The following is a 21,825-nucleotide window of genomic DNA, read 5'->3' on the forward strand; positions in this document are numbered from 1 at the left end:
CCTTCGGGTAGCCTTTCATTTTCAGTTCTATCGCTGCATTTTTTGTCGAATAAAGTAACTTCTATGACGTAGTAATTGGGCTTTCTGAGAACAAGAAACGATCATAATCATCATTGGAAGCATCAAACAGCATGGTCTTGGTATTTTCAATGTGCTGCCAAGCTGCCTGACGTGCGGCTACCGCATCTCTCTTGATTAACGCTTTTACAATTTCATCGTGATCGCTACACCAGCCACGAATCTTATTGTCTTCAATGTGCTCGTGAAGTTTCTTCCAATATGGATTGTTTTCACGATGCTTAGACAACATCTCCGCAATATGTACCACTACCGAGTTTTGTGTACAACGAGCCATCTGAATATGGAATTCAATATCCCAGTAGGAATCACGTGAGTAATCGTCTTGCTTCGCTTGTTCTTGAATCTTCATCAAAGCAACCAAATCTTGCTTGGTCGCTTGAGTCGCGGCAAATTCGGCAATATTGCTTTCAAATAACTGGCGAGCCTGTAGCAGTTCAAACGGACCACAAGTGAGCATGAAACCGAAATCGCCCACCGCCTGCGCGATGTCCGGTACTACGTTGTCAACCTGCGTGTTAATCACTCGAATACCCGAGCCTTTGCGCACCTCAACATAGCCTTCAACTTCAAGCATTATCATTGCTTCGCGAATCACGGTTCGACTCACTTCCATCTGCTCAGCGATCACTCGTTCAGCAGGAAGCATATCCCCAACTTTGTAAACGCCATTAAAGATTTCAGTTTTAAAGTGATTGGCGATTTTTTGATAAAGCTTAATATTCGGTTCCATATTAATCTCTTAAACCACTTGTTATACCAATTTAGCGCCAGCTTACCATAGATAGTATTCCAATCGATAGTCAAAACTATGGTCTGATTTCAAAATTTTTAAAATGACTCGCAACACGCCCTATCCCTCTTTCACGTGCCGATCGTTTATCACTTTGCTAGTATTTATTTCTAAAACTAAACACGAGCCTTCAAACATGACAGTCGAAAAATTTTCATCTATTTATCAACGAGCCGTCGATCGTAAAGGTGGCGAAGACCAATTAGAAAAACTGCTTAGCACGCCATTAAGTAAAACTGAGCTTGCTGCGATACCTGAAGACCGTTGGTTATCTGCGTTCAGCATGAAAGTGTTTCAATCGGGTATCTCTTGGGATGTAGTGAGAAAGAAATGGCCAAACTTCGAAGAGCTTTTCTTCGGCTTCAAAATTGAGCCTCTGCTAATGCTGTCTGACGAAGTGTGGGAAGAAAAAGCGCAAGACCCACGCATCATCCGCCATTTAATCAAAGTCATGTCGATTCCGCGCAATGCCCGTATGATTTATGAAGCCAGAGCCGAACACGGTTCTTTCAGTGAAATGGTGGCAAACTGGCCGTTAGACAACATTACCGGCCTTTGGGAACACATTAAAAAACACGGTGACCGCCTAGGTGGTAACACGGGGCCATACACGCTACGTACTATGGGGGCGGATACTTTTATCTTCTCTACCGATGTTGAAGCATACCTTCGTAACACTGGCGTTATTGATAGCGCGAAGACAACCAAACGAGCCATGGCCGCAGCCAATCAAGCATTCTGCCAATGGCGTGAAGAGTCCGGACGTAGCCTGAGCGAAATAAGTCAGATCATCGCTTATAGCACTGGTGATAACCGAATCTAACGTGATTTATACACACAGTAATCATGCAAAAAAGGGAGAGTCTCCAAAGACTCTCCCTTTTGTTTATCAACACTGAAATAATTATTTAGGTTGCTTACTCAATACCGCGTCAATGTCTGCGGCGCTGTGGCGCTCTTCGACTTGCTCCCACTCTTCACCAAAAGTACGGTTTACAATTCGACCACGTTGAACCGCAGGACGTTCTAACATCATTTTCGCCCAACGCTGAACGTGCTTGTAAGACTCAACATCCAAGAACTCACCAGCATTGTATGCTTTGCCTAGTACAAGGTTACCGTACCAAGGCCAGATAGCGATATCTGCAATACTGATTTCTTCACCAGCAATAAAAGTATGCTTAGCCAGTTGCTTATCAAGAACGTCAAGCTGACGCTTTGTTTCCATTGCAAAACGGTTAATTGGATATTCAAATTTCTCTGGCGCGTAAGCGTAGAAGTGGCCAAAGCCACCACCAAGATAAGGTGCAGAACCTTGAAGCCAGAATAACCAGTTCATTACTTCAGCACGTGCAGCTCCTTCTTTAGGAAGGAAATGACCAAACTTCTCTGCCAGATAAAACAAAATATTACCAGATTCGAATACGTTTACAGGTTCACCACCTGAACGGTCAACCATTGCTGGAATTTTCGAGTTCGGGTTTACTGCAACAAAGCCAGAACTGAACTGGTCACTGTCTCCAATGCGAATCAAAAACGCATCATATTCTGCTTCTGTCACGCCCAGAGTAAGCAGCTCTTCAAGCATGATAGTCACTTTCTGACCATTTGGCGTACCCATTGAGTAAAGCTGGATTGGGTGAGAGCCCACTGGAAGTTCTCTTTCAAAACGAGCACCTGAATCCGGTCGGTTGATGCTCGCCCATTGACCACCATTCTCGCTGTCCATTGTCCAGACTTTTGGTGGGATATATTCACTTGCCATGGTTGATCCTTCTCTTGGTTTACGTATTCGATATTCGATTTACGACTCCTTAAGATATAGGGGCTAATTATTGCAGATAAAGTCTTTTGTGAATTTTTAGTTATAACAATAAATTCTTGCAAGGGAGAAGAAATTATATAGAGAGGGAGGAACAATCAAAGCGGAGATTTGAGTTCCCGCAGTAACAGATGCTACTACGGGAATCAGAGCAATTAGAACGCTGGCTCAATCGTGCCATTAAAGGTTTGTTGCATGTAGTCACGAATCGCCTGTGATTGGTAGATCTCTACGAATTTCTTGTACGCTTCGTTATCTTTGTCTTTCTCACGACTTGCAATCACCATGACCGCAAGAGGAGCTTGTTTCGATTCTAGGTAGATACCCTGTTTCTTAGGATCCAAACCCGCAGACATTACGTAGTTCATCGTGATAGCCGCAGCATCAACGTCATCCAAAGTACGTGGAAGTTGCGCCGCATCCACTTCCAAGAACTCGAAGTCTTTCGGATTTTCAACGATATCGTTTAGCGTCGCTTTAAAGCCTGCATCCGCTTTCAAGGTAATCAAACCAGCCTCAGCAAACAGCAGTAAGCCACGACCACCGTTGGTCGGATCATTTGGAATGGCAATACGCGCATTCTCTGGCAACTCTTCTAACGATTTGTATTTATTAGAGTAAATACCCATCCGCATTAAGATAGATTCGCCAATAGATACAAGGTGTGAACCTTGGCTATTGTTGTAATTGTTTAGGAAAGGAAGATGCTGATAGCTGTTCAAATCAATACTGCCATCTTCCAACGCCGCGTTTGGCGTAATGTAGTCAGAGAACTCGACTACTTTCACTTTTAAACCCTGTTTAGCTGCCTCTTTTGCAACAGCTTCTACTACCTGTGCATGAGGGCCAACTGTTGCACCAACAGAGATTTCATCACTCTCTTTCTGACCACAAGCGGTTAAGCCGAAAACCAACGATGCCACTAAGCCCAACTGAGAGAGTTTTTTATATCCGTTCATTTTATTTATTCCTTACCCAAACATAGAGACGTATAGCCGTCTAAACAGCTATATTATCGATGACGAAGTAATATGCAACTAAAAATTTGCTATAAGATAGTTCCCGCGGTCCTTTTCTTAAAGCGCAACAAATAGCGATTGAACTCACATTTCGTTTTCACTAAATTAGCCAAAGTAGCAGGAAGTCAGAAAAAGGAATTTATGAAAACGTTACTGATAATTAATGTTGGTCAGGCTCCTGAACAACAACTCAAGAAATACGGCGATTTTGAGCTCTGGGCAAAAAGATCCATCAGTGAGGTCAATGTCCCTGTGACCTTCCTAGATGGAACTCGCAACGCTTTACCTGCATATGATTCTTTGGCAGGTGTCATCATCATGGGTTCACTTTCTATGGTGACGGACAAGACCGATTGGATGCTGAAATTATCAAACGACATCGTTGCCCTCACTGAAAAGAGAATTCCTCTTCTTGGTATTTGCTTTGGTCACCAACTAATAGCCCAGGCTCTTGGTGGTGCTGTGGGTTATAACCCGAAAGGTCTGGAAATTGGAACGGTAGAGTTGGAGCGTTTACCGAGCGCAAGTAATGATCCATTGTTTGAGTCACTCCCAGCAAGCTTTGCAGCTCAAACAGTGCATTTCCAATCGGTTCAACAACTACCACCAAATGCGGTTTGCCTCGCAAAAAGTGAACTTGATGACCATCATGCCTTCCGTGCCGGAAGCTGCACTTGGGGCGTTCAATTCCATCCAGAATTTACCAGCGACATCATGCGAGACTCGTTAGAGGGCTTAAAAGAAGCGATTGCCGATAGCTACACAAGCAAGCTCGAACAGGTCGCTGAAACAGAACAGGCGAAACAAATTCTAGTAAGATTCGCCAGTATGTGTAAATCACGTATGGATCACCCTTAGACTTTAAAAACATGAGCTAAAATATCAACAGTTGAGCCAATTTTGTTATGAATGTGAGTGGTTCAGCTTATGATTAGGCCTATTGGAAAGGGTTGGAACTACGTGAAAGTAGAACATACGGATAGACAGTGTTATGAATGCGAAGAATACGCTGCGGTAATTTCAGCTCTGCCTGATTTGGTTTTTGTTCTCACTGAATCTGGTCGCTATGCGGCGATATTTGGTGGTGAAAACTCCGAACTTTACCATGACGGCTCATCTTTAAAGGGGCTAACCCTCGACAATGTTCTTCCAGCAGAAAAGGCAGCTTGGTTTAAAGATCGAATTAAAGAAACGCTTGATTGCGATTGCGTCAAAGTTTTTGAATATTCATTATCAGCAGATGATGTAGATACGGTCGATGAAGCAAGTGGCCCGATTGGGGAACTGCGTTTTGAAGGACGCGTCAGCCCTCTAAAATCATTACGCTATGGTGAAAGAGCTGTAGTGTGGGTAGCTCGCAATATTACCGCTCGATACCATATTGAGCAGCAATTGCTCTATCAATCTGAAGTGGATGATTTATCCAAAACACTCAATCGAAGAAAGCTGTTTGAAACGCTTAACGACGCATTTTATGCCTTCAAGCGTTACCATGAAAACTACTGCTTCCTTGTGGTTGATATTGATAATTTCAAACGGATTAATGACTCCTACGGGCACAGCCTAGGTGATGAAGCGATCCGCAAAGTCGCGGAGATATGCAAACTCAAAGTGCGTAAAACTGACGCTATTGGACGGCTTGGCGGCGATGAGTTTGGTATTATTCTCAAGCATACTGACGAGATTTCTCCCGTCGCGTTTGCAGAGAGGTTGGTAGATGCGGTATCCAACACACTCTTACACGAAGAGCTTTCCGATACGCGAGTCTCCATTAGTATCGGCTTAAGTTATTTCACTGAAAGTGATGCCGGGATGGAAGACATATACCATCGCGCTGACCTCGCACTATACGACGCAAAGCGCCGAGGAAAAAATCGAGTATCTTGTAAAATAAATTAATTAGCTTAATCCTACGTCTGCATTTCCACCAAATACAACAAAGGCACGTCAGAGTACTGACGTGCCTTTTATCGATTACGGTTTGTACCTTACAAGTGGTCAATTACCGCAGGAATAGCGGCCAGTACATCTTGACCAAAGGCCACACTGCGCTCAGGAGACCAGCCATAAAGCTCATCAGGATGGCAGTTATGATCTTTGAACGGCATCTCTAAGGTGTAAGACAGACACTTAAATTCTTCGGCAACCCAGTTCGAACCAACGGTCAGATTTGCTTTACCCGGTTCATCTTTATCGTAACCAAATTCATCCTGAAACTCTGGTGTAATAAAGGTTAATGCTTGCTTAAACAGAGCTTCAAGGTTAGCCATTTTCTCGTTGTAACTTGGAACACCTTCTGCACCAGCCACAAAGTTATAAGGGATTGCTTCATCACCGTGAATATCGAGGAACAGATCAACACCCGTTTCTATCATTCGCTGACGAACGTAGTAAACCTCAGGGCTTTTCTCTAATGACGGTGATTGCCATTCACGGTTAAGGTTGATACCAATCGCGTTAGTTCTCAGGTGACCACGAACGCTGCCATCTGGGTTCATGTTTGGCACAATGTAGAACACCGCTTTTTCAAGCAGAGCATTCGCTACTGTGTCAGTGTTATCGAGTAAGCGCTGCAGCAAACCTTCCACAAACCATTCAGCCATGGTTTCACCCGGATGCTGACGTGCAGTAATCCAGATATTTTTCTTCTCAGCACTTGGCTCACCAATCGTTAACAGACTGATGTCACGGCTATCCAGTGTTTGACCTAGCGTTTGAAGTTTGGTTTGTGGGTGCATTTGAGCTTGATGCAACAAGTCCAAATGACGCTCATAACTGTACGGCGCAAAATAGGCGAAGTAGATCGAATCGTACTCTGGCAGAATCGAGAAACTCAGGTTGTCGCCGTCATAAGAAGCTGGCACACGGAACCACTCTTCACGATCGTAAGAAGCCACCACATCGTAACCGTCCCAACCTTCTGGATAAGCCGATTTTGCTAGATTCGTTATGCGGAACTTGTGTTCTGTGTTGGCTTCACTTTCTACTCGAAAGAAAAACCATTGAGCAATTTCAGTCTCGTTATCACGTTTGATCGACAATTGAATATCTTCACGATTTTCAGCGTTGATAACTTCAATGTTGCCCGCGTCAAAATTACTAAATATTTTCATAAAGTCACTATATTGCTCTGTGTCTTGGTTGTTCGGTGTTTTATCTAATTTATCAATATAAACCATCAGTTAAAAGAATGTTCTAAAGATTACAACTTTGTATCTGGTTCATTGCGGCTAAATCGCTCAAATAGCAGGGTTAACCAGTCAATAAACTCTCTTATTCTTCTTGGCTGTTGATGGCGAGACTCATAGAGCACCGACATTGGCATCGGCATACAAACATAATCACTCAGTACTTCAATCAACGCCTCTTTGGCGATTTGCTCCTGAACTCCCCACTTAGGTAATTGGATAATACCTAAACCATTAAGACACGCAGACAGATAGGCATCTGTTGTACTGACCGAGATAAGGCTCTTGGTTGACACAAAATGCGTTTTGTTATTTTTGACGTACTCAAAACCAGTCTGTTGTGCACTCTGCTCAGGTGCGTAATCCACCACAAAATGCTGATCAAGCTGGTTCAATTGAGTTGGCAATCCATATCTCTCAACATAACTTGGACTAACACAGTTAATCATTTCAATGTCGCCCAAATGCCGCGCAATCAAATTGCTATCTTCCAATACTCCACCACGAATTACACAGTCGATGCGCTCTTTGATTAGATCAATTCGATAGTCTGCACCGACTAATCTCAACTGAGTTTTCGGGTGAAGCTCGAACCATTGATGAAGATTGGGAGCAACGACAGTAGAAAAGAAGCGGCTTGGCATATCCACTTTTATCACACCGCTCAGTTCATTACTTTCACGTTGAAACTGATTCTCTAACCCTTCTAGCTCGTCAATCAGTCTCTGACTTTGAGATAAATAGCGTTCGCCAGCTTCTGTTAATGATACCTGCCGCGTGCTGCGTCTTAATAACCTCGTCTGTAAATGCTCTTCCAAACGGCTCACCGACATAGAAATCGCTGATTTCGGCACGCCAAGTTGATTGGAAGCTTGAGTAAAACTGCCAGTTTGAGCAACAGCAATAAAACGCTTCATCGTTTCTATCTTATCCATCAGCCCTGTTTACCTACTGGTTATTGTTCATTTAATACGAACAGTGTTGTCTGATTGCCGCTATTTTTCAATCCAATACCGAAGAGTAACGTATAAACGAACCCAACAACTGAGCTCAAAAGGTAAAAACATGAACAAAATTGCACTGATAACTGGTGGCAGTCGCGGTTTAGGCAAAAGCGCTGCGCTTAAATTGGCAGAGAAAAACGTCGACATCATTTTCACCTATCACAGTAACCAACAAGCGGCGCTGGAAGTCGTTGCCGAAATCCAACACTTGGGACAAAAAGCAGTCGCTTTGCAATGTGATATACGTGATACCGCATCGTTCGCTGCATTTGAACGTTCCATTTCGAAGATCCTACAAGAGCAGTTTGCGCGCTCTGATATAGACTATTTGCTAAACAATGCAGGCACCGGTTTGCATGCCTCCATCGAAGAAACGAGTATTGAAGATCTCGAAGAGATGTTTAACACCCATGTGAAAGGCCCGTTTGTTTTCACTCAAAAGATGCTTCCGCTAATCAAATCAGGCGGTCATATCGTGAATGTATCTTCTGGTTTAACGCGATTTTCTTTCCCCGGATCTGCGTCCTATGCCATGGCTAAAGGTGCTGTGGAAGTAATGACTCGCTATATGGCGAAAGAGTTTGCGACAAAAAACATTCGAGTGAACACGCTTGCTCCTGGGGCTATCGCAACCGATTTTAGAGGCGGTGCAATTCGTGATAATCAACAGGCACAAGCGATGGTGTCATCGGTTACTGCTCTCGGACGTGTCGGTGAAGCTGACGATATTGGAAAAATCATTTCATCTATGTTTAGCGAAGGTTTTGACTGGGTAACAGGTCAACGAATTGAGGCGTCAGGCGGTATGATTCTTTAATTTCTGATACGAAGGGCATAGTTTGACTGTGCCCCACATTCTCCAATCCCAGTTATAAATTAGACATGGTGCTGCAGTTTCAAACGGTGTAAACATAACAACATAAAACTCTCATGCAACTGACACACAGCCCGTCTAGCGTAATCGGCTAAGTCTAAATAACTGGGAATAAGGCATGGAAGTCAAATATTTAAAAACCACATTACTTGCGGCAACGATTGCAGCCGCTTCATCTTTTGCGCATGCAGAATCATTTCAACGAATTGCTACATTTGCAGTAGCAGACAACATTCCTGCTGGTAAAGCGAAATCATCGGTGACTTCATCAGAGATCATAACCGCATCGGAAGATGGCAATACTTTGATCTATTCCGACAGCCCGATGGGTGGTATTGGTTTCATCGACATTAAAAAGCCAAATCAGCCTTTAGCTGCGGGGTTCCTTGATTTACAAGGTGAACCGACATCAGTAGCAGCAATCGGCAAAATGGTGGTTGCGGGTGTTAATACTTCGAAAAGTTTCACTGAACCTTCAGGTTATCTGGCCGCTGTTTCCATCGCGGGCCATAAGCTGATTCAAAAGTGTGATTTGGGCGGACAGCCTGATTCTGTGGCGGTATCAAAAGATGGGCGTTTTGTTGCCGTTGCGATAGAGAACGAGCGTGACGAAGAGCTTAACGATGGCGAATTGCCACAAATGCCTGCGGGTTATCTTTCGATTGTTCCAATCACAAACAACAAACTTGATTGCGCGAGCATCAAGAAAGTCGATTTAACAGGCATCGCCGAGATTGCACCAACCGATCCTGAGCCGGAATTTGTCGCTTTCAACGATAACAATCAAATAGCGCTGACACTTCAGGAAAACAACCACATCGCCATCATTGATGCGGAATCTGGAAAAGTCATCCATCATTTCTCGGCAGGCACCGTTGATCTAAAGAATATTGATATCAAGAAAGATGGCGCGCTGACTTTCAACCAATCGCTAACTAACGTACGCAGAGAACCCGATTCAGTAAAATGGCTCGACAATGACCGTTTCGTCATAGCGAACGAAGGCGACTACAAAGGCGGCGCTCGCGGCTTTACCATTTTCAACAAACAAGGCGAAGTTCTGTTTGAAAGCGGAGCGAGTTTTGAATACGAAGTGGTCAAAGCGGGTCATTACCCAGAAAAACGTTCAGGTAAAAAAGGCGCTGAGCCAGAAGGGATTGAAGTTGCAAAATTCGGCAACGATACGTACATATTTGTTATGTCTGAACGTGGCTCAATTATGGGTGTATATCGTGATACAGGAGCCGAGCCAGAACTTGTTCAAATGCTGCCTTCTGGCATCGCACCTGAATCCGCAATTGCGATTCCAAAACGAGGTCTGATTGCGACTGCAAACGAAGAAGACATGGTGAAAGACAAAGGTGCCCGCTCTCATGTGATGATTTATCAATGGACGAATACAGCACCGGCCTACCCTATGATTCAATCCACAATGGACAATGACCATCGTCCTATCGGCTGGGGAGCGTTGTCGGGGCTTGCTGCGGATTTAACTCAAGCAGGAAAACTTTACGCGATCAGCGATAGTTTTTATTCCGCTCAGCCAGCTATCTTTACGATCGATGCCAATCAAACCCCTGCTCTCATAACCAATAAGATGATAATCACTGATGTTGGAAAAGCAGCAGAGAAGCTCGATTTAGAAGGCATTGCGGTTGATCCAAAAGGCGGATACTGGCTGGCTTCAGAAGGCAATGCTCAAAAATCCGTCCCACATCAGCTGCTTCATGTAACAAACAAAGGCAGTATTGATCAAACGATTCCTTTTCCTGAAGAACTACTTCAATATCAAGAACGATTTGGCTCTGAAGGCATTGCAATTCATGGTGATACTCTATGGGTAGCGATTCAACGCCCTTGGAAAGATGATGACAAGAATAGCGTTAAATTGCTCTCTTACAACACGCAGAGCAAACAATGGGGTGCAGTCAAATATCCATTAGAAAGCGCGCAGAAAGGTTGGATTGGTCTGTCTGAAATCACTATCTACGGAAACAACGCCTACATTGTTGAGCGTGATAATCAGCTGGATAGCGATGCGAAAGTCAAACGTCTTTATAAGGTTGCACTTTCAGAGTTAAAACCGGCGCCATTAAGCTCTCAGTTACCTACAGTAAGCAAAACCTTGATTCACGATTTCCTGCCTGAACTAAAAGCAGCGAAAGGCTATGTGGTTGATAAAATCGAAGGTTTCACTATCGATGCATCCGGTCAGGGTTATGCAGTCACCGACAATGATGGTGTAGACGACAGCAGTGGTGAAACCCTTTTCTTCAAAGTAGACAAGTTCTAAGTTCTCTTCAGAGTCAGAATACTACTCTCCAAGCGAGCCTAAGCGGCTCGCTTTTTAATTCGTTCACTCCCAAAGCAACACTTTAGTATTAAGACCAATCTCACGCTTATTAACTATACTATCAGTAATATTTAAAAGACGTTTAAGGTGAGCGGTCATGAATATCATGCGCAATGTTTTGCTTTTAATGCTAACAACCTTCTTTATATCAACGAGCTATGCTCAAAATGCAGACCTTTTAAACAAATATATTGTTGTACTCAAGCCAAGTACGATTCCTTCTGCAGTGGCTAGTGACATTGCACAGCAAGCAAATGGTCGTGTTGGCTATATTTATGAAAATGCCATACGAGGTTTTTCTATTTCAATTCCAGAGCAAGCGTTAAAAGGAATCTTAAACAACCCTAATGTGTTGTATGTGGAACAAGACCTACCGATAACAGCATTTGTGCAAACATTCCCCACTGGTGTTGAGCGAATTTTCGCAAACGAAGTAACTCTGAGCATCAACAATACCGATGATCAACATGTAGACGCAGATGTCGCAGTACTTGATACGGGTATTGATATTGACCACCCAGACCTTAACGTGGTTGGCGGTGCGAACTGTCTAAGTTACTCAGGGAAATCTCCATGGAATCGAACTTACTATTGCGATGAAACCAAAAACTACGATGACGACCATTACCATGGTACTCATGTCGCAGGAACCATTGGTGCCTTAGATAATGATTTTGGAGTTGTCGGTATCGCGCCAGGAGTACGTTTGTGGGCGGTTAAAGTTTTGGATTCAGCGGGTTCAGGTTCCCTGGCTGGAATCATTGCCGGTATCGACTGGGTGGTAAAACAGGGCAATATCGAAGTAATCAATATGAGTTTAGGCGGTAGCGGACAAAGCAGCGCAATGGATAGCGCTATTAAAACAGCCTTTGAAGCAGGTGTATTTGTTGTCGTAGCTGCCGGGAACTCAAATGCCGATAGCGCAGACTTTACCCCAGCAAACGCACCGTTTGCATTTACAGTTTCCGCTCTCGCTGATTTTGATGGGCTAGAAGGCGGCTATGGTTCTGCTACATGTCGATCAGACGAAGATGATACTTTAGCCAATTTTAGTAATTGGGGAGCACCTGTAGACATCGCCGCCCCTGGTGTATGTATTACCTCAACTTACCCAATTGAAAAAGGAAGCTACGGTACGATTAGCGGAACATCAATGGCATCTCCCCATGTTGCCGGAGCAGCAGCGCTATTAGCCAGCAAGGAAAATGAACCAACTCAAATCGAAAATATCCTTATCACAAAGGGAAATAGTAACTGGGTAGATACCAGCCCCGACGGTGTCAAAGAGCCACTACTCGATATTCAAAGTGCCGCTTTTGTACCGACATTAATTGATGTGAATAGTAGTAATGAAAATGTTCCACCAACGGCTCAATTCAATGCAAACTGTATCGATCTTACCTGTACCTTTGATGCTTCTGCTTCAACAGATAGTGACGGCACCATTGTTTCTTACGAATGGAATTTTGGCGATTCTTCATTTGGAGCTGGTGATATTGTCGCTCATGTTTACGGTACTTACGCTTCCTATAACGTGACTCTCACCGTTACTGACGATAAGGGAGCCGTGGATGTGTATGAGAATACTGTCAATGTCAGCGAATCTCCTGCCATCGTGACAGAAAGTATTAGTATGGGCAAAACTTGGATTGCGAGAGTCTCATATAGCTTCGGTGCAAATATTTCAGGAACATGGTCTGAGTCTGGAGGCTCATGTACACAAACACAATGTGAAATTGAACTCGCGAAGAAGAAAGCCAGCGTGGTATTTACCAGTGTTCAAAATGAGTCAGTGATCATTTACAAACCTTAGTATTCTTGATGGATAATTAAGGTGAATGACCAGAGAAAGCCCCTGAAATCAGGGGCTTTCTTATTTGTTGTAAAACTATTTGTTGTGAGAAGAGTGTAACTCCGATGAATTATGCGAGTGCTTCTTGCTCTTTAATTTCAGGGACGAAAGTAGCTGGTTGCTCTTTCTCTTGTTGTTTTACCAACTCTTGTTTTATTTCACCCAACTTTTTGTTGTCGAGCTTATAGAACAACATAAACACCGCTAGCGACGCAAAGAACACACCCGGTAGCACGGTAAACAGAAGATTGATGGCATTAACCGCTTCATCAGTTTGCACTTCTGCACCACCTTGATAGCCAGCCCAAGCAAGAATCCAACCCACGCCTGCTCCACCAATAGCAATACCAAGTTTGATAGCGAATAGGTTGGTTGAAAACACCATTCCACTCAGTGAACGATTGCTGCGTGTTTTCTCGTAATCAACAACGTCAGACATCATACTCCACAGAATTGGCGTAGTTGCCATCTGTACTATGCCGAGCAAAATCACTAATGAGAAAACCGCTACGATGTTTGATGGTTCAACCAAGTAAATCATCGCAGAAAGAATACCAGATATAACAATAAGAATTTTGTAGACCGTTGGCTTGTCGTACTTACCTAACAGCGGAGCAGATAAGATAGCGCCAACGATGTTTGCCAGCATGCCACAAACCATGAAAATAGTTGCCAAGTCAGCTCTGCCCATCACAATTTTTACGTAATACATGGTTGATGCACCTTTAAGTACAACGCCCGTCAGCAGCACAACGTTAACAACGAACAACACTCTCCATTGGCTATTCTTCGCCAGCAATTTTAGATCTTTAAATACGGACTGTTTTTCTTCTTGAGGCACATAACGCTCTTTGGTGTTTGAGAAACTGAAGAAGAACAAAGCAATTGCGCCAATGCCCATAATAGCCATGGCACCAAGGTATCCTTTTTGCTCATCCCCTTGGCCAATGATGTCTACCAGTGGTAAAGCCACCATAGCAACCACAAGTCCACCAGCTGTACTTAACGCAAAACGGTAAGACTGTAATGACGTACGCTCAGCGGAGTCATTCGTCATAGCATTTGCCATTGCACAGTAAGGGACGTTGATAGCGGTATACATTAACGTCAGGAAGATGTAGGACGCATACGCGTATACAATTTTACCCACTTCGCCAACATTTGGCGTGAAGAAAGCGAACATACAAGCCGCGCCAAAAGGCACAGCCATCCATAACAGATAAGGTCTGTAACGCCCATGTTTTGACTGAGTTCTATCAACAATAGAACCCATAACAGGATCAGTGACGGCATCAATAAAACGAACGATCAGAAACATGGTACCCATATGCGCTGGGGATAAACCATAAATGTCGGTATAGAAGTAAGCTAAAAAAAGCATGACAGTTTGCCATACAAAGTTACACCCTGTGTCACCTAATCCGTAGGCGACCTTTTCCTTTATTGATAATTTATCGGTATTAGCCATATTCATTTTTATATTTACTCCAGGATACATTTTCACCGATAAATATTTTGTTTATCCACAAAAATATAATCAACTTGCACAAATTAGTAATGCTTTTACGATATTTCACTTGTGTGAACAGCACAGAAAAAACTCATGATTCAAAACACTTAAATCAATGAGTTACATGCATATTAGTGATGAATTAATAGTATTTCTGGGATATTTAACACACTTGTAAAATAGAGGAATACCAGTATTAAAAAACATAATTGATAGAAAAAACAAAACCTTTAAATTTGTCAGAGAATAAAGCCCATATGAAACTATTGGAATTACACAATGACTGAATACTTTAAAGGTATAAATAAAATCCAGTTCGAAGGAAAAGATTCGACTAACCCCCTAGCATTTCGCCATTACGATGCGAATAAGATGATTCTTGGAAAAAGCATGCAAGAACACCTTAGATTTGCAGTGGCTTACTGGCACAACTTTGGCTGGGGCGGCTCAGATGTATTTGGTACAGGCACCTTTGAACATGAATGGTTAAAGAGTTCAAACTCAATGGAAGCTGCTTATGTAAAAGCAGACGCTGCATTTGAATTTTTCACAAAACTCGGCGCGCCATACTACTGTTTCCATGATGTTGACGTAGCACCTGAAGGTAATTCACTGAAAGAGTACGTCAATAACTTCCAAACGATGGTCGACGTACTAGAGCGCAAACAAGAAGAGACAGGAATCAAACTGTTGTGGGGAACGGCTAACGCATTCTCCAACCCTCGCTATATGGCAGGTGCGGGTTCAAACCCTGATCCGAAAGTATTCGCGTATGCAGCGACTCAAATCTTCAATGCAATGGGCGCAACTCAACGACTAGGTGGTGAAAACTACGTATTGTGGGGTGGTCGCGAAGGCTATGAAACTCTCCTTAACACCGACCTTCGTCAAGAACGCGAACAACTTGGTCGCTTGATGCAGATGGTGGTTGAACACAAACATAAGATTGGCTTCAAAGGCTCTATTCTTATTGAACCAAAACCTCAAGAACCAACCAAGCATCAGTATGACTACGACACGGCCACCGTTTATGGCTTCCTGAAGCAATTCGGATTAGAGAAAGAAATCAAAGTTAACATTGAAGCCAACCACGCAACGCTTGCTGGCCATAGTTTCCAACATGAAGTTGCCACTGCAACATCGCTAGGCGTCTTTGGTTCTATTGATGCAAACCGAGGCGACCCACAACTTGGTTGGGATACAGACCAGTTCCCGAACAGTGTCGAAGAAAACACGTTGGTAATGTATGAAATCTTAAAGGCTGGCGGTTTCACTACAGGTGGCTTCAATTTCGATGCCCGACTTCGTCGCCCTTCGACAGATTTAGCAGACTTCTTCCACGGTCATATTGGCGGCATGGATACCATGGCCCTGTCACTAGAGCGTGCGGCAGATATGATTGAAAATGATCTCTTATCTAAGAACATCGCTCAACGCTATGCAGGCTGGAACACAGATCTTGGTAAAAAAATACTTTCTGGTGACATGTCGCTAGAAGCGGTGGCAAACTACGCTGTTGAAAATTCCATTGCTCCTGAAAAAGCATCTGGCCGCCAAGAGTACTTAGAAAATATCGTTAACGGTTTTATCTATAAGTAGCTATTAACGCTTAATTAAGACGGTCTGAGATGACGATTTTCAGCTCAGACTCGTCATCTCATGGTATTTTTTATCAATTCCAATAAGAGAAACCAACTAATGACGGACCAAACAGTAGAACATCCTGAACTGAGCGATGCCGAACGCATTACTCAACTTGATCTTGCCCGAGCCAACTCGCTAAAACCGATATCGCCTCCACTGGTAAAACACATTTACACGGCAGACCCGTCAGCCCATGTGTTTAATAACCGTATCTACGTCTACCCTTCTCATGACATTGAAACCGATCAGCCACTTAATGACGATGGCGATCATTTTGATATGTCTGACTACCACGTTTTCTCTCTCGATGAGTCTCTAGAAGAAATGACAGACCACGGCCTTGCTTTGGATGTGAAAGATGTAAAGTGGGCAGAACGACAAATGTGGGCGCCCGATGCAGCTGAAAAAGATGGCAAATATTACCTATATTTCCCAGCTAAAAATGCGCAAGGTGTTTTTCATATAGGTGCAGCTGTATCGGATTCTCCAGCAGGTCCTTTCAAAGCAGAAGAAACGCATATTGAAGGCACCTTCAGCATTGACCCTGCGGTATACCAAGACAACCAAGATTACTATTTGTACTTCGGTGGTATTTGGGGAGGACAACTGCAACGTTGGACTCAAGGTGAGTATGGTGAAGACAACTACCCTGCAGATGACCAAGCTTCTCTAATGCCTAAAATGGCGAAGCTAGCCAAAGATATGGTGAGCTTAGAAGAGCAACCAAGAGACGTACTGATCGTTGATGAAAATGGTAAGCCGCTAAAAGCAAGTGATACAGAACGCCGCTATTTTGAAGGCCCTTGGGTTCATAAGCATAACAATGTTTACTACCTCTCGTACTCCACAGGCGATACGCACAAGATTGTCTACGCGACAAGTGATTCGCCATATGGACCATTTAAATATCAAGGCGTGATTCTTGAACCCGTACTAGGCTGGACTACTCACCACTCAATTGTTCAGTATCAAGGCAAATGGTACTTGTTCTACCATGACAGCACGTTATCAGGCGGTCAAACTCACTTGAGAAACATCAAGATGACCGAGCTTCATCATAATACAGACGGCTCAATCCAAACCATTAAGCCCTATCTGGATTAGTTCGCTATTAATGATAGTCCTTTACCACATTCCAGAGTGACTGGTTAAACAAGAAGTAAAAAGCGAGCCACCAAGGCTCGCTTTGTTATGGGCGTAAAACGTGGGCTAGCATACAATCAGTACCCGCTTTGTTTCAGGAAAACTCTCGCATTTGGCTTTCTCAATCAATTTCTGAGTAGCGTATATACTTTAGGTAAGTGAACGCTATTAGGAGGTCGATAATGGAAATATATCAACACGGCATGCCAGAGCTATTTAAGCAGCTTGGTTTAGGGCATTCACCTAAAGAAATCAAAGAGTTTGTGAAGAGCCACCGGCATACGCGAGATTCATCTCCTATACATAAAGCGAGTTTTTGGACAAGGTCGCAATCGGATTTTTTGAAACAAGCTATCGAACAAGATGCCGACTGGGCAGAGGTAGTGGATCAACTCGATAATATGTTGCGAGACTAACTGACCAGCCAATGAATCCGTTAATAGATTCAAAAGCTTCTTAATATTCAGAGAACTATTTCTACGCTGCGGGCACAGTCATTCTGTCCCGTAGCTTTGTTTATACAATTCCACCACGCGTTAATGTTTTAGGGTCAAGATAGTGCTCTAATTCTTCACGGCTCAAATCGGTTTCTTCTTCCGCTACATCAATGACAGCTCTGCCTTCCTTATAGGCTTTTTTCGCTATTTCGGCTGCTTTCAAATAACCCACCACCGGATTTAACGCGGTAATAAGGATTGGATTTTTGGCAAGAGCCTTATCTAGATTTTCCTGACGCACTTTGAACGGCTTAATCGCTTTATCTGCTAGTGAAATGCATGAATTAGTGAGTAAATGTATCGATTCAAGCAGGTTGTAAGCAATGACGGGCAACATAACATTAAGTTGGAAGTTGCTTGACTGACCGGCAACTGTAATGGTTGTATCGTTACCTATTACCTGTGCCGAAGCCATTGCCACAGCTTCGGGGATCACTGGGTTTACTTTGCCCGGCATGATTGATGAACCCGGTTGTAAAGCTTCCAGCTCTATTTCACCAAGCCCTGCAAGCGGACCTGAATTCATCCAACGTAAATCATTGGATATTTTCATCAAGGCAACAGCCAGCGCCTTTAACTGACCGGATAGAGAAACAATCGAATCCTGACAGCTCAAATTAAAATAGAAGTTGTCACTTGGGTTAAAGGATAAGCCACTAATCTGACTTAAGTTATGGCAAAAATCTGTAGAAAAGCTTGTATGAGCATTGATACCCGTTCCCACTGCGGTTCCTCCCTGCCCAAGTGCTCTTACCGATTCCAAAGCAGAGGTAATTGACTGCGAAGCATGTTGTATTTGAGCTTCCCAGCCACTTAGTTCCTGACTAAACGTTATTGGCATCGCGTCCATTAGATGCGTTCTGCCCGTTTTAACAATCCCGTCCAGTTCCTTCTGTTTGCTTCTGAGTGTTTCGGCTAAATGAGTGAGTGCCGGAATCAACATTTTCTCACATGCCATAACAGCACTGACTTGAATTGCAGTTGGAATCACATCATTACTGCTTTGACCCATATTAACGTGGTCGTTGGGGCTGGCTTTTTCGTTCAATATTTGGCTTGCCAGAGTCGCCAGTACTTCATTGGCATTCATATTTGTACTGGTGCCTGAACCAGTCTGAAAGACATCAATCGGAAACTGGTCATGATATTGCCCATCGATAACGCTTTGGGCAGCTTTGATTATTGCATCAGCAATGTTGCTGTTTAATGTGCCTAACTTAGCGTTTGTCTTTGCAGCCGCCTGTTTGATATAAGCTAACGCCACAATCAAGTCTTTAGGCATCTTATGCTCACTGATGTTGAAGTTATCGATGGCTCTTTGTGTTTGAGCCTGATAGAGAGCATCAGAAGGAACTTTAACTTCCCCCATACTGTCTTTTTCAATGCGATATTTCTTATTCATAAAACATCCTTGAACGTACCTGAAATCGGTTTATGTATACCGTAATTCTAGTTTGTCCTGAGATCACTTTACGTTTATTGGTCTGCCATCAACTTCAAAACAAGCATCTATGGTGAAAGCTTTATAAGAATTGATAGGAAAGATGGTTGATTAAAAAAGTGGGTTAGATAAAACATTCACATCCTGAAGAAAGAGCTTTCACGCATGATGCTTCAGGAAGAGAAAGAATTTATCTATAACGTCACAGGGTTTGAAAATCTGATTCAGAAAGCTCGGGAAATGCTCAATCTGGCGCAAATGGAAGTTTATCTTAATACAGATTTTCATCTCGAACTGATTGCCGACGAAATCTGCCAAGCCATAGAACGCGGAGTACGGGTGATTGTGTTCCCTTTTAATCGCTTAGATTTACCGCACCCTCAAAGTAGTAATCGATAGCGATTAAGCACAGTGTTGCGATGGATAATTGGTTGCTATGGAAATAGTTGGGCAGCTCAAAGTCATGCTGCCCTATCAAGCTTTGCTATTTGCTTCGTTCAGAAAGTACTTCTTTAAAAGCAAACATTCCATTTAATGCCGCGGGGAATCCTGCGTAGACTGACATTTGGATTATGACTTCTTTCAGCTCTTCTTCTGTACAACCCACATTAAGGGCGGCGTGCAGATGTACTTTTAGCTGTGGCGTACAATTCCCCATCGCAGTCAATGCAGAAACAGTCGCGATTTCTCTTGATTTTAGGTCTAAGCCCTGACGGGTATAAATATCACCAAACGGGTATTCAATGGTGAATTTGGCTAAATCAGGGCATATGTCTCGCAGGCTCTCTATAACTTTTTGACCCGCCTCACCATCAATTTTTGATAACTGTTCTAACCCAGAATTAAATCGTTGATTTTCCATTTTGTGTGCTCCTATAAATGACTACCAGCACACCATACAAGTTAGAGTTAACTCTAAGTCAACTTACTTTCCCACTTTTATACAAATCAATTTTTACTTCTAATGCGTCCAGATGCTCGACCTGTTGCTGGATATGTTGTTTTAATTTTTCTCGGTGTCTTTCTAGCAGTTCTTGACGTTCTGCTCTGGTTTGAGCGCCTATATCCCTTAATGACGCATATTTTTGAATTTCTTCTAGTGGCATGCCTGTTTCTTTCAGTCGTTTAATAAAGTTGATCCAATCAATATCTTTATTGGAGTAGACACGGTGACCACTACTATTTCTTTGCACATGTTTGAGTAAACCAATTTTTTCATAGTATCGAAGCGTGTAAGACGAAAGCCCAACTAGGTCCGAAAACTTTTTCATATTCATCTTTTTTACCTTTCTACCTTAATTGGCTAGGCCAACATCGTCGCTTTAATAACCAAAACAATTACTACCGAACAATGCCCTATTTCTAATAACTCTATGCTGGAGCGCAATAATGTAACCAATACAAAAACCAAAAATCGAGCACTGAGCTCGCTTTTAACAATATGGCTTTAATTGTTATTACCGCAATTCAACCGACTGCTGAGCAATAACAAATTCTTCGTCGCTTGGTAATTAAGGTACGACAGAATCGCTTGGTGATCACAATTCTAGTATCTCATCTACTAACAGGGTTTTGGACATTTCCGCGTTAGATTTTTAGCTCGAATTAGTGAATTTCGGATTAAAATTTCTGAAGTATTCAATTGTGTGCGAATAAATTACAAGACTTCAAATTTTTCCATTCTTTGCTTTAACCAGGCTTTATGTGTTCAAAGAAACAGAAGCATTATCGTTAATATAAGTTCAAATAATCTACTTACTTTAGACTTCTAGAAGCGAGAGTTTGCATTAATCCATATCAGTTAATCTAACTCTCTTTTCATTCATCAGTTGGCTTGGGTTATATCCAAAGCGTTTTTTGAATGAAAAAGAAAAATGTGACAGGTTTTCAAAGCCGAGTTCCAGATAAATATCTGAAGGTTTTTGCTGTTTTCGCTCAATCAAAAAATGCGCTTCATCTAGTCGTTTAGCCGTTAACCAAGCCGCTGGTGAGAGCTGAAATATTTCCTTAAAATCGCGTTTAAAGGCAGCTAAGCTACGTCCGCTAAGATAGGCAAAACGTTCAAGATTAACGTTAAACTTATAATTCTGCTGCATAAAGGCTTTCAGATCGAGCTTACCGGGTTGCCTGAAATCAAACAAAATACGGGCTAAATCCGGCTGCTGTTGCAGTAAAATCAGTAGTAGCTCTTCACGTTTTAACTCTGCAAAGCGCTGGTTGATATTTCCCGCGCCCTGATAGTAAGGGGTCAAAGAATGAATAAAGTTTTGCAACAACGAACTAAGTTGAACTTCCACATAAGCCTGCTGCGGCACAACGTGCTCTAAATTAATTGGATACTTATCTGCAAAGCCTTGCAAAAAAGACTGCTCAAAGATCACGACCACTTTTTCAAAATGCCCGTTCATAGGTTGTTTGTTGTAACGTATCAGATGATTTTTACGCACTACACAACACTGCCCAGCTTGTATTTGATGGCGATTTTTTCCATCAAAACCCGTTAGCACCCCCTGCGCCAAAAAAATAAACATATGCTCGGGCACAAACTGCTCTGGGGAAATTTCTGGCCCCAAATAACAGGACTTAATTTCATTCAGTTTCATCATG

The 21,825-nt window shown here is 42.9% G+C and carries 19 protein-coding genes and 1 pseudogene; 10 read left to right on the plus strand and 10 right to left on the minus strand.

The window, feature by feature from the left end; translation table 11 throughout:
* Positions 1 to 61: 61 nt before the first annotated feature.
* On the minus strand, positions 62 to 811 hold the full coding sequence (locus ACRQQK_RS12150; protein WP_457511742.1) for a GntR family transcriptional regulator: 750 nt from the start codon (positions 809 to 811) through the stop codon (positions 62 to 64).
* A gap of 196 nt (positions 812 to 1,007) precedes the next feature.
* On the opposite strand from ACRQQK_RS12150, the gene ACRQQK_RS12155 reads away from it, so the two are divergent.
* Positions 1,008 to 1,694 carry a DNA-3-methyladenine glycosylase I gene (locus ACRQQK_RS12155; protein ID WP_457511744.1) on the plus strand — a complete coding sequence of 229 codons (687 nt, stop codon included), beginning with the start codon at positions 1,008 to 1,010 and terminating at the stop codon, positions 1,692 to 1,694.
* A gap of 81 nt (positions 1,695 to 1,775) precedes the next feature.
* Here the strand turns inward: ACRQQK_RS12155 and yghU are convergent, their stop codons facing one another.
* Together yghU and ACRQQK_RS12165 are read right to left on the minus strand one after the other, a co-directional pair.
* On the minus strand, positions 1,776 to 2,636 hold the full coding sequence (gene yghU, locus ACRQQK_RS12160) for a glutathione-dependent disulfide-bond oxidoreductase (RefSeq protein ID WP_457511746.1): 861 nt from the start codon (positions 2,634 to 2,636) through the stop codon (positions 1,776 to 1,778).
* A 212-nt stretch (positions 2,637 to 2,848) separates the two neighbouring features.
* Positions 2,849 to 3,652: a MetQ/NlpA family ABC transporter substrate-binding protein gene (locus ACRQQK_RS12165; protein WP_457511748.1), complete on the minus strand. Its 804-nt coding sequence runs from the start codon at positions 3,650 to 3,652 to the stop codon at positions 2,849 to 2,851.
* A gap of 201 nt (positions 3,653 to 3,853) precedes the next feature.
* Here ACRQQK_RS12165 and ACRQQK_RS12170 point away from each other — a divergent pair, with 201 nt between their 5' ends.
* Positions 3,854 to 4,570 (plus strand): glutamine amidotransferase, encoded by a 717-nt coding sequence (locus ACRQQK_RS12170; protein WP_457511750.1) that lies wholly within the window; start codon positions 3,854 to 3,856, stop codon positions 4,568 to 4,570.
* Between the two features lie 69 nt (positions 4,571 to 4,639).
* Entirely contained in the window at positions 4,640 to 5,611 is a 972-nt protein-coding gene (locus ACRQQK_RS12175) for a diguanylate cyclase (RefSeq protein ID WP_457511752.1), read from the plus strand.
* Positions 5,612 to 5,700: 89 nt separating this feature from the next.
* On the opposite strand, the gene ACRQQK_RS12180 is transcribed toward ACRQQK_RS12175, so the two are convergent.
* Both ACRQQK_RS12180 and ACRQQK_RS12185 read right to left on the minus strand, forming a co-directional pair.
* The gene (locus ACRQQK_RS12180) at positions 5,701 to 6,825 is read right to left on the minus strand and encodes a M14 family metallopeptidase (RefSeq protein WP_457511754.1); all 1,125 of its coding nucleotides are present in this window, start codon (positions 6,823 to 6,825) and stop codon (positions 5,701 to 5,703) included.
* Positions 6,826 to 6,914: 89 nt separating this feature from the next.
* Positions 6,915 to 7,835 (minus strand): LysR family transcriptional regulator, encoded by a 921-nt coding sequence (locus ACRQQK_RS12185; protein WP_457511756.1) that lies wholly within the window; start codon positions 7,833 to 7,835, stop codon positions 6,915 to 6,917.
* A gap of 130 nt (positions 7,836 to 7,965) precedes the next feature.
* On the opposite strand from ACRQQK_RS12185, the gene ACRQQK_RS12190 reads away from it, so the two are divergent.
* The 3 genes from ACRQQK_RS12190 to ACRQQK_RS12200 all read left to right on the plus strand — a co-directional run bounded on the left by ACRQQK_RS12190 (position 7,966) and on the right by ACRQQK_RS12200 (position 12,944).
* Positions 7,966 to 8,721, plus strand: coding sequence for an SDR family NAD(P)-dependent oxidoreductase (locus ACRQQK_RS12190; RefSeq protein ID WP_457511758.1), 756 nt, complete (start codon positions 7,966 to 7,968; stop codon positions 8,719 to 8,721).
* Positions 8,722 to 8,896: 175 nt separating this feature from the next.
* Positions 8,897 to 11,071 carry an esterase-like activity of phytase family protein gene (locus ACRQQK_RS12195; RefSeq protein ID WP_457511760.1) on the plus strand — a complete coding sequence of 725 codons (2,175 nt, stop codon included), beginning with the start codon at positions 8,897 to 8,899 and terminating at the stop codon, positions 11,069 to 11,071.
* A gap of 157 nt (positions 11,072 to 11,228) precedes the next feature.
* Positions 11,229 to 12,944, plus strand: a complete 1,716-nt coding sequence (locus ACRQQK_RS12200; RefSeq protein WP_457511762.1) for a S8 family serine peptidase — start codon at positions 11,229 to 11,231, stop codon at positions 12,942 to 12,944.
* A 109-nt stretch (positions 12,945 to 13,053) separates the two neighbouring features.
* Here ACRQQK_RS12200 and ACRQQK_RS12205 read toward each other — a convergent pair whose 3' ends face one another.
* Positions 13,054 to 14,481 carry a glycoside-pentoside-hexuronide (GPH):cation symporter gene (locus ACRQQK_RS12205; protein WP_457512364.1) on the minus strand — a complete coding sequence of 476 codons (1,428 nt, stop codon included), beginning with the start codon at positions 14,479 to 14,481 and terminating at the stop codon, positions 13,054 to 13,056.
* A 291-nt stretch (positions 14,482 to 14,772) separates the two neighbouring features.
* On the opposite strand from ACRQQK_RS12205, the gene xylA reads away from it, so the two are divergent.
* From xylA to ACRQQK_RS12220, 3 genes are all read left to right on the plus strand, one after another.
* Positions 14,773 to 16,092: a xylose isomerase gene (gene xylA / locus ACRQQK_RS12210; protein WP_457511764.1), complete on the plus strand. Its 1,320-nt coding sequence runs from the start codon at positions 14,773 to 14,775 to the stop codon at positions 16,090 to 16,092.
* Between the two features lie 99 nt (positions 16,093 to 16,191).
* Positions 16,192 to 17,241, plus strand: coding sequence for a glycoside hydrolase family 43 protein (locus tag ACRQQK_RS12215; RefSeq protein ID WP_457511766.1), 1,050 nt, complete (start codon positions 16,192 to 16,194; stop codon positions 17,239 to 17,241).
* A gap of 221 nt (positions 17,242 to 17,462) precedes the next feature.
* The gene (locus ACRQQK_RS12220) at positions 17,463 to 17,696 is read left to right on the plus strand and encodes a DUF2789 domain-containing protein (protein WP_167413689.1); all 234 of its coding nucleotides are present in this window, start codon (positions 17,463 to 17,465) and stop codon (positions 17,694 to 17,696) included.
* Between the two features lie 100 nt (positions 17,697 to 17,796).
* On the opposite strand, the gene ACRQQK_RS12225 is transcribed toward ACRQQK_RS12220, so the two are convergent.
* Positions 17,797 to 19,179 (minus strand): class II fumarate hydratase, encoded by a 1,383-nt coding sequence (locus ACRQQK_RS12225; protein ID WP_457511768.1) that lies wholly within the window; start codon positions 19,177 to 19,179, stop codon positions 17,797 to 17,799.
* A gap of 171 nt (positions 19,180 to 19,350) precedes the next feature.
* Between ACRQQK_RS12225 and ACRQQK_RS12230 the strand changes: the two are divergent.
* Positions 19,351 to 19,602: pseudogene (locus ACRQQK_RS12230) on the plus strand (TrmB family transcriptional regulator sugar-binding domain-containing protein); the annotation flags it as partial.
* Positions 19,603 to 19,702: 100 nt separating this feature from the next.
* Here ACRQQK_RS12230 and ACRQQK_RS12235 read toward each other — a convergent pair.
* From ACRQQK_RS12235 to ACRQQK_RS12245, 3 genes are all read right to left on the minus strand, one after another.
* Positions 19,703 to 20,080 carry a carboxymuconolactone decarboxylase family protein gene (locus ACRQQK_RS12235; RefSeq protein WP_457511770.1) on the minus strand — a complete coding sequence of 126 codons (378 nt, stop codon included), beginning with the start codon at positions 20,078 to 20,080 and terminating at the stop codon, positions 19,703 to 19,705.
* A 58-nt stretch (positions 20,081 to 20,138) separates the two neighbouring features.
* A complete protein-coding gene (locus ACRQQK_RS12240) occupies positions 20,139 to 20,495 on the minus strand; it encodes a MerR family transcriptional regulator (protein ID WP_457511772.1) in 357 nt (118 codons plus the stop codon).
* Positions 20,496 to 21,005: 510 nt separating this feature from the next.
* Positions 21,006 to 21,824, minus strand: a complete 819-nt coding sequence (locus ACRQQK_RS12245) for a helix-turn-helix domain-containing protein (RefSeq protein ID WP_457511774.1) — start codon at positions 21,822 to 21,824, stop codon at positions 21,006 to 21,008.
* Between the last annotated feature and the right edge of the window lies 1 nt (position 21,825).

This window comes from Vibrio sp. C8, assembly GCF_054051265.1.

What these genes read in the sequence shown, in the direction of transcription:
- ACRQQK_RS12150 (WP_457511742.1), bottom strand. Translation starts at nt 811, where the DNA reads ATGGAACCGAATATTAAGCTTTATCAAAAAATCGCCAATCACTTTAAA.
- ACRQQK_RS12155 (WP_457511744.1), top strand. Translation starts at nt 1,008, where the DNA reads ATGACAGTCGAAAAATTTTCATCTATTTATCAACGAGCCGTCGATCGT.
- yghU (WP_457511746.1), bottom strand. Translation starts at nt 2,636, where the DNA reads ATGGCAAGTGAATATATCCCACCAAAAGTCTGGACAATGGACAGCGAG.
- ACRQQK_RS12165 (WP_457511748.1), bottom strand. Translation starts at nt 3,652, where the DNA reads ATGAACGGATATAAAAAACTCTCTCAGTTGGGCTTAGTGGCATCGTTG.
- ACRQQK_RS12170 (WP_457511750.1), top strand. Translation starts at nt 3,854, where the DNA reads ATGAAAACGTTACTGATAATTAATGTTGGTCAGGCTCCTGAACAACAA.
- ACRQQK_RS12175 (WP_457511752.1), top strand. Translation starts at nt 4,640, where the DNA reads ATGATTAGGCCTATTGGAAAGGGTTGGAACTACGTGAAAGTAGAACAT.
- ACRQQK_RS12180 (WP_457511754.1), bottom strand. Translation starts at nt 6,825, where the DNA reads ATGAAAATATTTAGTAATTTTGACGCGGGCAACATTGAAGTTATCAAC.
- ACRQQK_RS12185 (WP_457511756.1), bottom strand. Translation starts at nt 7,835, where the DNA reads ATGGATAAGATAGAAACGATGAAGCGTTTTATTGCTGTTGCTCAAACT.
- ACRQQK_RS12190 (WP_457511758.1), top strand. Translation starts at nt 7,966, where the DNA reads ATGAACAAAATTGCACTGATAACTGGTGGCAGTCGCGGTTTAGGCAAA.
- ACRQQK_RS12195 (WP_457511760.1), top strand. Translation starts at nt 8,897, where the DNA reads ATGGAAGTCAAATATTTAAAAACCACATTACTTGCGGCAACGATTGCA.
- ACRQQK_RS12200 (WP_457511762.1), top strand. Translation starts at nt 11,229, where the DNA reads ATGAATATCATGCGCAATGTTTTGCTTTTAATGCTAACAACCTTCTTT.
- ACRQQK_RS12205 (WP_457512364.1), bottom strand. Translation starts at nt 14,481, where the DNA reads ATGTATCCTGGAGTAAATATAAAAATGAATATGGCTAATACCGATAAA.
- xylA (WP_457511764.1), top strand. Translation starts at nt 14,773, where the DNA reads ATGACTGAATACTTTAAAGGTATAAATAAAATCCAGTTCGAAGGAAAA.
- ACRQQK_RS12215 (WP_457511766.1), top strand. Translation starts at nt 16,192, where the DNA reads ATGACGGACCAAACAGTAGAACATCCTGAACTGAGCGATGCCGAACGC.
- ACRQQK_RS12220 (WP_167413689.1), top strand. Translation starts at nt 17,463, where the DNA reads ATGGAAATATATCAACACGGCATGCCAGAGCTATTTAAGCAGCTTGGT.
- ACRQQK_RS12225 (WP_457511768.1), bottom strand. Translation starts at nt 19,179, where the DNA reads ATGAATAAGAAATATCGCATTGAAAAAGACAGTATGGGGGAAGTTAAA.
- ACRQQK_RS12235 (WP_457511770.1), bottom strand. Translation starts at nt 20,080, where the DNA reads ATGGAAAATCAACGATTTAATTCTGGGTTAGAACAGTTATCAAAAATT.
- ACRQQK_RS12240 (WP_457511772.1), bottom strand. Translation starts at nt 20,495, where the DNA reads ATGAATATGAAAAAGTTTTCGGACCTAGTTGGGCTTTCGTCTTACACG.
- ACRQQK_RS12245 (WP_457511774.1), bottom strand. Translation starts at nt 21,824, where the DNA reads ATGATGAAACTGAATGAAATTAAGTCCTGTTATTTGGGGCCAGAAATT.